The organism is Marinobacter shunpengi, assembly GCF_045449715.1.
Taxonomy (GTDB): Bacteria; Pseudomonadota; Gammaproteobacteria; order Pseudomonadales; family Oleiphilaceae; genus Marinobacter.
Map to the genome: position 1 here is coordinate 298,128 of NZ_JBJJLA010000009.1, position 14,058 is coordinate 312,185.

A 14,058-nucleotide genomic window follows, 5' to 3' on the forward strand; every position below is an offset into this window, starting at 1 on the left:
TCATCCAGTTCATGGTCGTCATGACCGTTTTTCTGTTGACGAGACTCTTCGTCCCTCTGATACTGTATATATACAGTATCGCAAAGGGCCTATCGCCATGGACGACATTCCAGTTCCTCTGCCAGCCGTTCCTACTCGTTTTATGGATCGCTTTCGGGCGTTTATTCGCGCCCGGCACCTGGCTTACCGTACCGAGAAGACCTACTGCAACTGGGTGCGGGAGTTTATCCTGTTTCATAATAAGCGCCACCCGGAGTCCATGGGGTCGGATGAGGTCAACGTCTGGCTGAGTCATCTTGCCAATAATCGCAACGTGGCCGTGAACACGCAGAAAACAGCGCTGAACGCTGTGGTCTTCATGTATCACCAGTTTCTGGGAAAGGAACTGGGCAACCTGCAATTCACCAATACCCAACGTGGACGCAGGTTGCCGACGGTCTTCAGCCATGATGAGGCGATGGCGGTGCTCTCGCACATGCGTGGTACTCACAAGCTGGTAGCCAGCCTGATGTATGGCTCCGGTCTACGAGTTATGGAGGCCGCCAGGCTCAGGGTGCAGGATGTGGATTTCTCGGAGCCGTGCCTGTTTATCCGGGAAACCAAGGGCGATAAGTGGCGCAGAACCATTCTGCCAACATCGCTTTGTGACAGTCTCAGAACGCAGGTGGAATATGCTCTCACACTTCACCAGCAAGACCTGACCGATGGTTTCGGCGAGGTTTACATGCCGAATGCACTGGCTGAAAAGTATCCGGGTGGAGCACGCAGCCCGGCCTGGCAGTATGTTTTCCCTGCCCAGCGACTATCTATTGACCCCCGATCAGGCGTTCGGCGACGCCACCATATTGGCGAACAACAGGTCCGCCGGTCCGTCAACGACGCCATAAAAGCCGCGGGCATTCGCAAGAAGGCCAGTTGCCATACCTTCCGTCACAGTTTCGCGACCAATCTGTTAAAGCGGGGCACGGACATTCGCAGTATTCAGGAATTGTTGGGTCACAACGATATCAGCACCACCCAGATCTACACCCATGTAGTGGGCACCCATCAAAGGGGAATCAGTAGTCCCCTGGATCTGGTCGCCGGGCCTCCAGCAACGTCTTGAGTGAGGGATTGTCCGGGGCCTGCCCCCACCCATTCCCATGCACCAGTTCCTCCAGGGGCAACCGTGAACGCCAGCCCTTTTTCTGCAGTTCCGGCTGGTCCAGGAATTCGCTGACGTAACCCAGGCAGAGGTAAGCCAGGGGGTAGACGTGTTCCGGCAGGTTCAGGGTTTTCGCCAGTTGCTGCGGTTCCAGGATGCTGACCCAGCCGACGCCGATGCCTTCGGCCCGGGCGGCCAGCCACAGGTTCTGTACCGCCAGGCAGGTGCTGAACAGGTCGGTTTCCACAATGGAGTTACGACCCAGCACGTGTTCGCCGCCCCGGCTTCGGTCACAGGTGATGCACAGGTTGATGGGGCTTTCGAGGATGCCCTGCAGTTTCAGGCTGCGGTAGGTCTGCTGTCGGTCACCGGTGTAGTTATTGGCGGCCTTCTCGTTCTCCTGCTCAAAGATGGCCACCACCTGCTCCCGCACCGGCACGCTGTCGATCAGGATAAAATCCCAGGGCTGCATGAAGCCCACCGACGGGGCATGGTGGGCGGCGTTGAGCAGTCTTGCCAGGATGTCGTTGGGAATCGGGTCCGGCAGGAACTGGGACCGTACGTCCCGGCGCTCGTGGATGGCCCGGTACAGGCCCTGGCGTTCTTCATCGGAGAAGGGGCGATTGGGGTTAGTCATGGTTATCCTTGCAGGCCCAGCAGTGTTTTCAGCCAGGCGGTGTCCAGGTGTTCTTCCACCTGATCGGCCAGGCGGTCGAGTTGTTGCAGGCGGTGTTGCTGGTAGTCCGCCGACTGGCCGCCAGTCGCCAGACCGGCCCAGCGGAGGATGGCATCGCAGGCGGCCGGTTCATCGAAGATGCCGTGCACGTAGGTGCCCATCACCTGGTTGTCGCCGCTGACGGCGCCGTCGGGGCGACCGTCCAGGGTGGCCGTGGGTGACGCCAGTGCGCCACCACGGGTCACGCCGTTATGCATTTCGTAGCCGGTGAACGTCACCGGTTGGGCCACGCCCACGGCCTGTTCGGTGAACTGGCCGCTCACCTGCCGGAGCTGTTTGCCGGCCACCATCCGGGTGGTCATATCCAGTAATCCGAGACCCGCCGTGGTGCCGGTATCACCCTCCAGGCCATCCGGGTCTTCAACCGCGTCTCCCAGCATCTGAAAGCCGCCGCAAATGCCGAATACCTTGCCACCGTATCGCAGGTGACGCTGGATAACCGTGGGCCAGCCCTGGGACTTCAGCCACGCCAGATCCGACCGGGTGCTCTTGCTGCCGGGCAGGATAATCAGGTCCGCTGGCGGTATCGCCTGATCCGGCGCGATGAACTGCAGGTCCACTTTCGGGTGCAGTCGCAGGGGGTCGAAGTCGTTGTGGTTGCTGATGCGCGGCAGTAACGGCACCACCACTTTCAGGGCGCCTTCTTCGCTGTCACCGCTGGTGCCGACACTGTCTTCGGCATCCACCACCAGTCCGTGCAGATAGGGCAACACCCCCACTACCGGCTTGCCGGTACGTTCGTTCAGCCAGTCCAGCCCGGGGTCCAGCAGGGCCTTGTCACCGCGAAACCGGTTGATGATAAAGCCACGGGTGCGTGCCCGTTCACTGGGGGAGATCAGTTCCAGTGTACCCACCAGTTGGGCGAACACCCCGCCCCGGTCGATATCCCCCACCAGCAGCACCGGGCAGTCCGCGGCTTCGGCGAATCCCATGTTGGCGATATCATTGGCCCTCAGGTTGATCTCAGCCGGGCTGCCGGCGCCTTCGGCAATAATGACATCGTAACGACTGGAGAGCGCCTGCCAGGCGGCCATCACCGACTGCTTCGCCTCCGCCTTGTAGGCGTGGTAGTCCAGCGCGTCCATATTGCCGTGGACCTGCCCCCGCAGGATCACCTGCGCCCCCCGGTCACTCTGGGGTTTCAGCAACACCGGGTTCATATCACTGTGGGGTTCCAGCCCGCAGGCCAGGGCCTGCAAGGCCGTTGAACGCCCGATTTCACCGCCATCCACGGTCACCGCACTGTTCAGGGCCATGTTCTGGGGCTTGAACGGTGCCACCGACACCCCCTGCCGCGAAAGCGACCGGCACAGGGCCGCAACGACGGTCGTTTTACCCGCATCCGAGGTAGTACCCTGGATCATCAGGGTGGTCAAAGTTCCACGCCCTTCTGTGCCTTGACCCCAAGATCCTTGAAGGCGTGCTTGACCACCTTCATCTCGGTGACCGTATCCGCCAGTTCGATCAACTCCTGTGGCGCATGGCGACCGGTGACGATGGCATGTTGCATCTCCGGTCGGGCCTGGAGGTCATCCAGTACCCGGTCCAGGTCGATGTAACCGTACTTCAGGGCGATGTTCAGCTCGTCCAGCAGTACCAGGTCGTAGCTGTCGTCCTTCAGCATGCGGGCGGCGATGTCCCAGGCAGCAGACGCGGCGGCGATGTCCCGCTCCCGGTTCTGGGTGTCCCAGGTATAGCCCTCGCCCATCACGTGGTAATCCACATTGGGCAGCTTGCGGAAGAAGGCATCCTCGCCGGTGCTGAAGGCCCCCTTTATAAACTGCACAACCCCCACCTTCATGCCATGGCCCAGGGCCCGGGCCACCATGCCGAACCCGGAGCTGCTCTTGCCCTTGCCGGCGCCGGTCAGCACCAGCAGCACGCCCTGCTCCTTCTGGGCCCGGGCAATGCGTTCGTTCATGATCTTCTGCTTGGCCGCCATACGGCGGGCATGGCGCTCCGGGTCTTTGGCACGTTCAGCCATGGTTGGTCTCCTTCGGTTGAATCGGTTCGCCCCGGAAGATCCGTGCCACCACGGCCGGGGCTGACGGGAAATACCCGTGGAAATAACTGGCCACCAGGCCATGGTGGCTGAACACCGGTTCCGCCTCGGTGCCGGCCACCTTGCGGGTGCGGGCCAGGGGTTGCCAGTCGGTCGTCAGCCGGGAATGGTGATAGGTATGGCCCCGCAACTCACCATCAACGGTGGCCAGGCCCTGCAACCCCAGCGCCTGCAGACGGTCGGCCATCTCCGCCCGCACGGGCATCAGTCCCAGCATCGGATGGCGGTTGCCGTCCCGGTCCACCAGGTGTTCACAGCAGGCCATCAGCCCGCCGCACTCCGCCAGGATCGGTTTACCTGCGGCATGATGGGCCCGGATATCCGCCAACAGGCCGGTGTTGTCGGCCAGGGTGGCCCCATGCAGTTCAGGATAGCCCCCGGGCAGCCAGAGCGCATCCGCCTGGGGCAGGCGGCTGTCCGCCAGCGGCGAGAAAAACACCAGGTCAGCGCCCATGGCCTCCAACAGGTCCAGGTTGGCGCGGTAGATAAAAGCAAAGGCGGCATCCCGGGCAATGGCGATGCAGGTTCCCTCAAGGAGGCGTTTCGGGGGATGCGGTGGCTCCGCACTGAGCTGGACTGGTCGCGGCAACTGATCCAGCCCCGCTTCTTGCAGGACGTCGGCAGCGGCATCCAGACGGGCATCAAGGTCCGCTACCTCGGCCGCCTGCACCAGCCCCAGGTGACGGTCGGGAATGTTCATGGCGTCGTTACGGGGAATCGCGCCCAGCAGTTCGATGCCCTTCGGCAGGCTCTCGCGCAGCATATCCCCATGACGGGGGCTGCCAATACGATTGGCGATCACCTGATGCACCGGCAACTCCGGGTCGAAGCTCGCCAGCCCCAGCGCCACGGCCCCGAAGGTCTGGGCCATGCCCCGGGCGTCGATCACGGGCAGTGCGGGAATGCCCATCAGCTTGGCGAGATCGGCACTGGACGGGTCGCCATCGAACAGCCCCATGGAGCCTTCCACCAGGATCAGGTCCGCCTCCTGCGCAGCCTCCGCAAGACGCCAGCGGCACTCGTCCTCACCGGTCATCCAGGGATGGAGCTGATAGACCGGTTGCCCGGAGGCCACTTCCAGCACCATGGGGTCCAGGTAGTCCGGGCCGTGCTTGAACACGCGCACCTTGCGACCGGCATTGCGGTGCAGGCGCGCCAGGGCGGCGGTGACCATGGATTTGCCCTGGCCGGAGCCTGGGGCGGTGATCATTGCGGCAGGGGTGGTTGTCTTTAGCAAGTGTATCTTCCCTTTTTGTTCAGCTTGGGAGTCTACGGCAAGAGGGTCCCCACTCACCGTGATCATACAAATGGGCTATGACCGCGTCGGCACAAACACCGGCGCCCCATCCGCCTCCACCGTTATCAGTTTCTGGTTGTACAGACGCTCCAGCACCGGCGGCACCAGCATCAGATCCGCCGCCCCCCAACAGGCATCGCCATTGGGGAACAGCAACAACAGGTGATCACACCAGCGGGCCGCCAGGTTCAGGTCATGCAGGCACATGAAGACTGCCTTGCCGGATTTTGCCTGCTCTTCCAGCAGCCGCAGCACCGCCACCTGGTGGTGCAGGTCCAGATGGTTGGTGGGCTCGTCCAGCAGCCAGATATCCGGGTTCTGGGTCAGCATGGTAGCAATGGACACCCGCTGGCGCTCGCCACCGGACAGGGTATTCACCAGCCGGTCTGACAGGTGAGCCACGTCGAGCGCTTCCAGGGCCTGCTGCGCCAGGGCCAGGTCCTCGCCTCCCTCCATCTGCCAGGGGGACAGCCACGGATGGCGGCCAATCAACGCGGTTTCCAGCACCGTGGCGGGGAAGCCATCCTGCCGTTCCTGGAACACCAGCCCCAGTTGCTGGGAGACATCCCGGCGGCGAATCCGGGTCAGTGAACGCTCACCCAGCCATACCTCACCACTACGTGGCGGACGAAGTCCGGCCAGGGTATGAAGCAGCGTGGTCTTACCCGCGCCATTGGGGCCGAGTACGCCCCACACCTGTCCGCTTTCCAGGGCAAAGTCCAGCGGCTGGCCCGATGCCCGGTCGGGAATGTCAATGACCAGTTGTCGCGTCTGCAGCGGATTCATCAGCGGCTCCGGTACAACAGATACAGGAAGGTGGGCACGCCCAACAATGCCGTGATGACACCCACCGGCAACTGTTCCGGGGCGATCACCACCCGCGCCAGGGTATCCGCCAGCACCAGCAGGGTACCGCCGGCCAGGGCACAGGCGGGCAGGATCAGGCGCTGATCGTTGCCCAGCAGCAAACGCAGCATATGGGGCACCACCAGCCCGACGAAGCCGATGCTGCCTGCCGTGGTCACCGCCGTCGCCGTCAGCAGGCTGGCGCTGAGATAGATCATCCACTCCAGCGGGCGTACATTCACCCCCAGGGCCGCCGCCTGCAAAGGGCCACGGGCCAGCACATTCAGGCTACGCCCGACCGGCAGTACCAGCAGGCAGGTCAACAGTAAAAGGACCAGCGCTGGCCAGGGGCTGCGGGCGTAGGAGACGTCCCCCATCAGCCAGTAGAGCATGCCCGGCAGCCGCTGGGCGGGGGCGATGGCCAGCATCAGGGTGATCACCGCTCCCCAGCCGGCGGCCACCACCACGCCGGTGAGCAGTAGCCGTGACGGCGTCCAGCTTCCGGTGCCATGGGCCAGACCGAAGACCAGCAAGGTGGCCAATAGCGCACCGCCGAAGGCCGACGCTGTGATGATCACACTGGCGAGCCCCGCCAGCATGGCCAGTAATGCGCCCACCGAGGCTCCTCCGGACAGGCCCAGCACATAGGGATCGGCCAGCGGGTTACGCAACAGCACCTGCATAAGCGCCCCCGCCACCGCCAGCAAACCGCCGGTGGCAAAGGCGGCCAGGGTGCGGGGCAGTCGCAGTTCCAGCACCAGGGTATGGTGCAGGGGCTCGCCATCACCCATCACCGCCGACATCACCTCACCCGGCGACAGGCTGACACTGCCCGTGCCGACGGACAGCACCATGGCCAACAGCCCGGCACAGGCCAGCATCAGTAACGGCAGCAGATGGGGACGGGCGAGCGGCATCGTTTACTCCCCGAGCACTTCGGTGCGACGGGCCCGGGCCTCGTCCAGTTTCTCGCAGAACAGCCGACTGCCTTCAAGCATGCGCGGCGTCGGGCGCTGGATCAGCGACGGGGGCACGAAAAACAGGTTGTCGCGGCGGGTGGCGGTCAGTTCGTTGTACTGCTCCCAGTGGGTCAGCCAGTGGCGGTTCTCCTCGCCCATGCCGCCAGCGAGAATCGCCTCTGGATCGGCCGCCAGTACCGCTTCGTCACTGATCCTCGGCACCAGCCGGTCCAGCTCGCCGAAGACATTGACGCCACCGCACAGGGTGATGACCTTGCCGATCAGGTGCTCATCGTTCACGGTCATCAGGGGTTCCTCCCACACCTGGTAGAACACCGGCACGGGTTCAGCGCCCCGATAGGTGGCCTCCAGCTCGGCGATGCCCCGGCGGAAGTGGTGGGCAACCTTGTTGCCATGGGCTTCGGTGCCGGCAAGGGCCGCCAGTTGCCGGATGGTGTGGGAGACGTCGTCAAAACTCCGGGGCTCGATGGAGAAGACCGGTATACCCAGTTCCCGGATGGTTTCCAACTGCTCCGGCGGGTTGCCGGTAACCCAGCCGATCACCAGGTCCGGCTTCAGCGAGACCAGCACCTCCAGGTCCATGCGGGTATGGCTGCCAACCGACTTCACCTCCTTCGCCTCCGGCGGATAGTCGCTGAAGGCCACCACCGCCACCACCTTGTCGCCAGCCCCTGACGCCCACACCAGTTCCGTGGCGCCGGGGGACAGGGCGGCGATGCGTTCGGCCGGCTGGTCCAGGCACAGGCGCTGGCCGGTGGCGTCGGTGGCGCACACCTCATCCGCCTGGGCGGTAACGCACCCCCACATCAGGGCAGCGGCCATGAATCGTCGGATTAGCATGCGGCGAACAGACTCCCGGCTGACTGGCATGATGAATGGTTGTCCCCGCTGTCCTCAGGCGGTGGTCCGCCCTTGCGGGCGGCGTTGAAGGCCTCCCGCCGGGCCGGCTCCAGCCGGTCGGCCACCCAGTCCATCAGCGGGTGGTCCGGGCGGGTGTGACCGTCGCCGGGCAGGCCATGGTCAATAATCCCGTTGGCAAAGTCACGGGCAAGCTGGTCCAGCACGAACGGATCAGCATCCCAGAAGCCCCGCTTGGCGGCCAGCAGGGTGATGGCCTGCATATGGGTTTTCACGTGGGCATTGTGCCCCTGAGACAGGAACTCATCCAGCCCCAGATCCAGGCTGTCCTGAAAGTAGACGTCGTTAACGTCTCCCCACACGCCGGAACGCACCACCTGGGGGCTGGTGACCTGCCAGCCCCAGAGGTTGTCCAGGAAATCGCTGCCCATGGTGCGGGCCCCGGCATAGCCGTGTTCCATCAGCGGTGCCAGCCATTGCGGGTTCAGGTTGCGGGACCGCAGTTCCACATCCAGCGCCCGTTGCAGGGAACTGACCTGGGGGTTGGCCGGGTCGGCGTATTGCAGCACCCGGTTCCGGGGAGGTTCGCCCCGCAGGTGCTCAACAGCGTTGGACAGACCGCCCTGGAAGTCAAAGCCGTCGTCATTGTCCAGCAGGCCGTACAGATAGCTGGCGCGGCCCAGGTAGGTATGGCCGACCGACTGCAACTGGCGGTCGAACGCCTGGTGGCTGGCCTCACCATTGCGGTCCATCCCGTAGACATGGCCCATGCGGCGGCGATAGGCGTCACCCAGCTGTTGCCGGTCGCTCCAGGCGCCGGAGCGGGAGGCCAGCCGGTTAACCCCCGCGCCGTAGGCACCGGGGGCGGCACCGAATACCCGGTAGGAAGCCTGGGTGCCGGCCTCTTCCGCGGCCACGCCTTCGGCGATCATTGCGCGGGTGTCTTCCACCCAGCGGCGGGCAACCCCATTCAACACCAGCGGCTCGGTGCCGGGCCGGCGTACTTCCGGCGGTAACGCCGACAGCGCCTGATCCAGGGCCGTGGTCAGCGCCGGATACTCCTGGCGGATGGTCTCGGCCGAGGCATCCAGTGCCATCAAGACGGCCTGGTCCAGCCATTCCAGTTGACTGCCGTACAGATCCCGGAACAGGCCGGAGGTGGTGAACACCACATTGTGGCGGGCCGCCAGGGTCTCGTCGGGGCCGACGGGCAGCCGCTCAAGCCCCTTGACGATGCCCCGGCTGTTCCACACCGGCCGGATACCCAGCAGTTTCATGCCGAAAGCGATCATCACGCCTTCATCCCGTACGGTATCCGAGGCCCACAGGACCAGGGCGTCGCTGTCTTCAGCGGAGCCGTTGTCTTTCTCCAGCGCCTTGCGGGTCAGTTCCTCCGCCAGGGACCAGGCCACGCGGGTGGGAATCAGGTCGTCGGACAGGGCATGGAAGTTGCGCCCGGTGGGCAGCACTTCCGGGGTCCGCAGCGGGTCGTTGCCCTGCCCCGGCGCCACGAACCGCCCGTCCAGCGCCGCCAGGAAACTGGCGCGCTCGTTGGCCGGGGACTCCGCCAGCCATTCACGCCAGTCCGGGTCTGGTTCACCGTCCTCACCGGCCATGGACGTGAGCATGGTGTCCAGTTGCTCCGGGGTCCAGTCCTTGCCGAACACATGCAGGCCCAGGGGCATGAAGTGTTCCTGCATGTCGGTGACATAGTGGCCCGCCTCATGGACCAGCAGGTCCGGGGACAGCTCATCCACGGACACTTCCTCCCGGGACAGCCCCATCTCGCCGGCGATTTCACGCTCCAGGTCGTCGCCGATCTCCAGGTCGCGAACCTTCTCCCGCAGCAGTGTCACCGCCCGTTCCCGGGTCGGGCTGTCCGGCTCGGAGGCGGACTCCCAGGTTTCCACCAGTTGGCGCAGTTCCAGCAGGTCGTCATAGAGTTCGGTGGCGGCCAGCGGTGGCGTCAGGTGGCTGATCATCACGCCCAGGGCCCGGCGCTTGGCCTGGATGCCCTCGCCGACGCCGTCGACGATGTAGGGATAGATCAGCGGCAGATTGCCACCCAGCAGATCGGGGTAATCATCGGTGGTCAGGCCGGCCCGGCGCCGGGGCAGAAATTCCCGTGTGGAATGGCGGCCCAGATAGACCAGGGCGTCGGCCCGGAAGTCGTCCTTCAGCCAGTGGTAGAAGCCCACGTATTGATGGGTCGGCGGAAAGGTCGTGTTGGCGTGCAGCAGTTCCTCGGACACTTCCCAGCCCCGGGGCGGTTGCGGGCCAATGTAGATATTGCCGAAGCGCAGCCCCGGGAACACCATGTTGCCGTCCACCACCATGGACTGACCCGGCGCCTCGCCCCAGCCCCGCAGGCCGGGAATACCGGTGTCCGCCAGCGCCTCACGCTGGGCCATCACGGCGTCCCGCTGGCCACCTTCGGTCAGCCGTTGGCGCCACAGGGCCTCGTACTCGTCCAGCTCTGCCAGGGCCTTCGGGCGGTTGGGGTGCTGGAGGTGCTCGACCAGGTGGCGCAGGTCGCCGGTGCCCCGGTCCAGCAGGTCCAGGGCGATATCCTGTTCGCCCAGCTCGTGGGCCTGTTCCAGCCGCGCATGGAGATAGCCCAGCGGCCCGTGGACCAGTTCCTCCTGCACCACGGTGGGTAGGGTATGGAAGTAGGTGAGATAGTCGTCGGCAGAGAGTTGGGGCACCTGGTCCGCCATGGCCCGCAGCGACCGGGGATCGTCCGTCAGGTTGACGCCCCGGGCCTGCATGCGGTCAAGCAGGGCTTCGGGACTCTCCGGCAGGGGCCCGGTGTCGTAACCCTCATCTTTCAGCCAGTGCAGCATTTCGAACACCGAGGCGGGCACATCCAGGTTGTCGGCGCCGATGTTCTGCCGCCCCGGCGGGTGGTTGTAGTAGATGATCGCGACCCGTTTGTCCTCGTTGGCCCGGCTTTGCAGCACCTGCCAGCGGGACAGTCGCTCCGACAGGGCCTCAATGCGCTCGGGGACCGGGCGTGTCAGGGTCAGGGCGACCCCGGTGAGTTCGTGGATTTCCTCCGGCTCCGCCACCGCCAGCACCAGCGGCTGGCTGACGCCCTGCAGTTCCGGCATGGCCAGCTTGTAGTGCACCTTGTCCGCCGGCACCCCGTCGATGGACAGTTGCCACTGGTTGCGGGTGCGGGACGCCAGGCGCAGGCCCTTGATCACCGGCACGTCCAGCGCCTCCAGTGCCTCGGTGACCTGGCGACGGCCTTCGCCGCCGCCCACGGTAAAGTCCTGCAGGCTGACGATGGCGGACAGGCTGGCATCGCCGACGGTTTCCGGCAGGGCACGAACCGCCTCCAGGCTGGCGCCACCCCAGCGGGCGAGGACGGCAAAGCACTGGATATCACGGGCTTCCAGCGCGGCGCAGGTTTCATCCAGCAGCGCCCGGTCGCCGGGGCGATCACCACTGTCCAGGTCGAGCAGGGTCACCACCGGCCCGGCTTGCAGGCCAAGGCCTTCAGGGTCGTCCATGGCCTCACCGTCGCGGTAGTAGCGGATCAGTGACCGGGACGGCAGCTCGGGTACGTCCAGATCGTAATCCGCCTGCACCAGAAGCCAGCGCAGCAGGGCGTCCAGATGTTCCGGGGTGCGGCCCTGGTAGAGGATGCGCCCGTCCAGCCAGGAGGCCTGCTGCGGGAACTGCTCCCTGAGGGCAGCGTTGTGCCGGGCCACATCGGCGCCCGGTTCCGGGGCGGCCATCAGCTCGTTGAGGGCCTGGTCGTCCAGCTCCGCCAGCGGGGATTCGCCGCCCAGCCGCGACAGCCGGGTCAGGGTCCGGTCACCGTTAATGGCCAGTATGGGGAATGATCGCGCTGTCGCCTGCTCCGACACCACCCGCGCAAGGCGGCCCACCTGTTCACCGAACACTGCCGCCATCACCAGGGCATCCGCCCCGGACACCAGCCCGGCCAGTTCCCGGTCCTCCAGGCGCGCCAGTTGCTCCGGGGTTCGCAGCACCACGCGATGCTCCGGGTAGCGTTCCACAAACCGTTCCGCCCCGGCGGCCAGCTCTGCGGCGGACCGTTCCGAGACCACACCCACCAGGGTCGCCCCAACCACCGGCGGGGCCAGCAGTGTCAGCAGCAACAGTGCCAGGATCTTCAGGTAGTCCCCGGCGGCAGTCATTATCGGTTTCATAGCCATTCCCCTGCCCTGGTTGCCGTGTTACTGGATGTCGTAACGGACGGTCAGCATGGCGGTACGGCCAGCGGCCAGGTAACCCTTGCCATCAAAGCGAAGGGCGGTGGCGTATTCCTTGTCGAGCACGTTATCCACGCTCAGGCGGGTGGACCAGTTGTCGGCGAACTGCCAGCCGGCACGCAGGTCGAGGGTACCGAAGCCAGGCAGACGATCCTCGTTCTCGGCATCGTCATATCGATATCCCTCGGCGTTGAGTGTGCCGCCGACACTCCAGTTGGCGAAGTCACGGTCCAGGTCCAGGCGGAACTGTTTGGCGCTGCGGCGTCGCAGACGGTTGTCGCTATCCCGGTCACGGGGATCCATCAGGGTCAGGGCCGCCTGGGCGCGCCAGCCTTCGTAGTCAAAGCCCCCCGTCAGTTCCACGCCGCGAATACGGGCGTCGTCGACATTGGCCGGGCGGGTATTGCCGGCGTTGTCGGTTTCCAGGGAGATCAGATTGTCCACATCCAACTGGTAGATGGCGGCATCCCAGAACCAGATATCATATCGACCGGACATGCCGAGTTCGAAAGCGCCGCCCTTCTCCGGCTCCAGGTCCGGATTGCCGGCGTAGGAACCGCCGAAATCGTAGGTTTCCAGCGGGTAGTACAAATCGTTGAAGGTGGGTGCCCGAAAGGAGGTCTGGTAACTGGCGCGAACCCGGTGGTAGTCATCCAGGGCATGGCCGAGGGCAATGCCGCCGGTGGTTTCCCGGTCGTAGGCCTCATTATCGTCTGTCCGCAGGCTCAGTTGCACGTCCGTGGGCCCGAAGCCCAGGCGGAGCTGGCCGAAGGCAGCGGCGTTGGTGCGGCTGTCTTCGTCGTAGTCGGTGGTGCTATTGACTTCTTCGTTCAGCAGTTCGGCGCCCAGGGCCAGCTCGTGGCTGCTGAAGTAGACGGTATTTTCCCAGCGCGCGGTGCGTGCGGTGGTGTTGAACACCGAGTCACCGGAGTCACGGAAGTTGTCCTGCTCATCCCGGGACTCAGAAACCTGGATCGCGGTGTCCCAGTAGTCGCTCACCGGGGTCGCCAGGCGGAAGCCGGCCAGGCGGATCATATAGTCGGTGTCGCCACCCTCGAATTCGTTGTTGCCCTCGGACTGCATCAACAGCAGGCCCGCCTCACCACCGTTGTCCAGTTCATGGGTGACCTTGGCAATACCGGCGGTATTGCGGAAGCCCTTGTCATCGCCGCCTTCCACAATCTCGGTACCGTCGGTTTCCTTGTGCACACCGCTGAGGCTGAAGCGCGTGTTGCCTGAACGGGCAGAAATGCCGCCGGAGCCCATCTGGGTATCAAAGTTGCCGGCGCCGGCTTCAACCCAGCCCCGTTGACTGTCCCGACCCGGTTCATGGGTAAAGGCCTGAATCACGCCGCCCACGGCGTCGGCGCCGTAAAGGGAGCTGCGGGGCCCACGCACGATTTCCACCCGGTCCACCAGATCCACGGGAAAGTACTGCCAGGGCGCGCTACCGCTGGTGGAGGAACGCAGGCGGATGCCATCCACCAGGAAGATGGTGGACTCGCTGCCGGTACCCCGGGTGTAGACACTGGTGTTCTTGCCGAATGAGCCGTTACTGATCACGTTGATGCCCGGCTGGCTGCGCAGCAGGTCCTTGAACTCCGCCGGCTGCTGCCTGCGGATCTGGTCCTCGTCGATCACGGTCACGGAAGACAGACTTTCCCCCACGGTGCGCGGCCCCATGGTCGCGGTGACCACAATGGGATCAATGGCGGCATAGATGGGGTCGTCTGCCTCTGTCTCGGCGGCGGTAACGGACAGTGGGAGCAGTACAAGGGCAGGAAACGCCAGACGACGCTTGCTGGCCGGATCGGAAAAAGGCATGTTCGGATCTCGCTGACTAACCGCGCGTCCCCGCACGGTGAAAACAACATTGCTGCGAAAGTCAGGG

At 64.7% G+C, this 14,058-nt stretch carries 10 protein-coding genes; 1 reads left to right on the plus strand and 9 read right to left on the minus strand.

Annotation, left to right across the window (positions count from 1 at the left end; all coding sequences use genetic code 11):
• Nucleotides 1-97: 97 nt before the first annotated feature.
• Entirely contained in the window at nt 98-1,105 is a 1,008-nt protein-coding gene (locus ACJO3T_RS04470) for an integron integrase (protein ID WP_406977908.1), read from the plus strand.
• On the opposite strand, the gene bluB is transcribed toward ACJO3T_RS04470, so the two are convergent.
• The 9 genes from bluB to ACJO3T_RS04515 all read right to left on the minus strand — a co-directional run bounded on the left by bluB (nt 1,059) and on the right by ACJO3T_RS04515 (nt 13,991).
• Nucleotides 1,059-1,781, minus strand: coding sequence for a 5,6-dimethylbenzimidazole synthase (gene bluB / locus ACJO3T_RS04475; RefSeq protein ID WP_406977909.1), 723 nt, complete (start codon nt 1,779-1,781; stop codon nt 1,059-1,061). The two genes, ACJO3T_RS04470 and bluB, sit on opposite strands and share 47 nt — an antisense overlap.
• A 2-nt stretch (nt 1,782-1,783) precedes the next feature.
• Nucleotides 1,784-3,256, minus strand: a complete 1,473-nt coding sequence (locus tag ACJO3T_RS04480) for a cobyric acid synthase (protein WP_406977910.1) — start codon at nt 3,254-3,256, stop codon at nt 1,784-1,786.
• Nucleotides 3,253-3,864: a cob(I)yrinic acid a,c-diamide adenosyltransferase gene (cobO, locus tag ACJO3T_RS04485; RefSeq protein WP_406965854.1), complete on the minus strand. Its 612-nt coding sequence runs from the start codon at nt 3,862-3,864 to the stop codon at nt 3,253-3,255. Before cobO ends, ACJO3T_RS04480 begins: the two co-directional genes overlap by 4 nt.
• Nucleotides 3,857-5,152: a cobyrinic acid a,c-diamide synthase CobB gene (locus tag ACJO3T_RS04490; protein ID WP_406977930.1), complete on the minus strand. Its 1,296-nt coding sequence runs from the start codon at nt 5,150-5,152 to the stop codon at nt 3,857-3,859. The genes cobO and ACJO3T_RS04490 overlap by 8 nt, the downstream gene beginning before the upstream one ends.
• A gap of 102 nt (nt 5,153-5,254) precedes the next feature.
• Nucleotides 5,255-6,025, minus strand: coding sequence for an ABC transporter ATP-binding protein (locus tag ACJO3T_RS04495; RefSeq protein ID WP_406965852.1), 771 nt, complete (start codon nt 6,023-6,025; stop codon nt 5,255-5,257).
• Nucleotides 6,025-6,966, minus strand: a complete 942-nt coding sequence (locus ACJO3T_RS04500; protein WP_406966179.1) for a FecCD family ABC transporter permease — start codon at nt 6,964-6,966, stop codon at nt 6,025-6,027. The genes ACJO3T_RS04495 and ACJO3T_RS04500 overlap by 1 nt, the downstream gene beginning before the upstream one ends.
• A 39-nt stretch (nt 6,967-7,005) precedes the next feature.
• A complete protein-coding gene (locus tag ACJO3T_RS04505; protein WP_406977911.1) occupies nt 7,006-7,905 on the minus strand; it encodes a cobalamin-binding protein in 900 nt (299 codons plus the stop codon).
• On the minus strand, nt 7,899-12,104 hold the full coding sequence (locus ACJO3T_RS04510) for a cobaltochelatase subunit CobN (RefSeq protein ID WP_406977912.1): 4,206 nt from the start codon (nt 12,102-12,104) through the stop codon (nt 7,899-7,901). The genes ACJO3T_RS04505 and ACJO3T_RS04510 overlap by 7 nt, the downstream gene beginning before the upstream one ends.
• Nucleotides 12,105-12,131: 27 nt before the next feature.
• Nucleotides 12,132-13,991 carry a TonB-dependent receptor domain-containing protein gene (locus ACJO3T_RS04515; protein WP_406977913.1) on the minus strand — a complete coding sequence of 620 codons (1,860 nt, stop codon included), beginning with the start codon at nt 13,989-13,991 and terminating at the stop codon, nt 12,132-12,134.
• Nucleotides 13,992-14,058 lie beyond the last annotated feature (67 nt).

Bases quoted from the DNA above. Each gene is read 5' to 3' on its own strand.
- ACJO3T_RS04470 (WP_406977908.1), top strand. From the start codon at position 98: ATGGACGACATTCCAGTTCCTCTGCCAGCCGTTCCTACTCGTTTTATG.
- bluB (WP_406977909.1), bottom strand. From the start codon at position 1,781: ATGACTAACCCCAATCGCCCCTTCTCCGATGAAGAACGCCAGGGCCTG.
- cobO (WP_406965854.1), bottom strand. From the start codon at position 3,864: ATGGCTGAACGTGCCAAAGACCCGGAGCGCCATGCCCGCCGTATGGCG.
- ACJO3T_RS04490 (WP_406977930.1), bottom strand. From the start codon at position 5,152: ATGATCACCGCCCCAGGCTCCGGCCAGGGCAAATCCATGGTCACCGCC.
- ACJO3T_RS04495 (WP_406965852.1), bottom strand. From the start codon at position 6,025: ATGAATCCGCTGCAGACGCGACAACTGGTCATTGACATTCCCGACCGG.
- ACJO3T_RS04500 (WP_406966179.1), bottom strand. From the start codon at position 6,966: ATGCTGGCCTGTGCCGGGCTGTTGGCCATGGTGCTGTCCGTCGGCACG.
- ACJO3T_RS04505 (WP_406977911.1), bottom strand. From the start codon at position 7,905: ATGCTAATCCGACGATTCATGGCCGCTGCCCTGATGTGGGGGTGCGTT.
- ACJO3T_RS04510 (WP_406977912.1), bottom strand. From the start codon at position 12,104: ATGAAACCGATAATGACTGCCGCCGGGGACTACCTGAAGATCCTGGCA.
- ACJO3T_RS04515 (WP_406977913.1), bottom strand. From the start codon at position 13,991: ATGCCTTTTTCCGATCCGGCCAGCAAGCGTCGTCTGGCGTTTCCTGCC.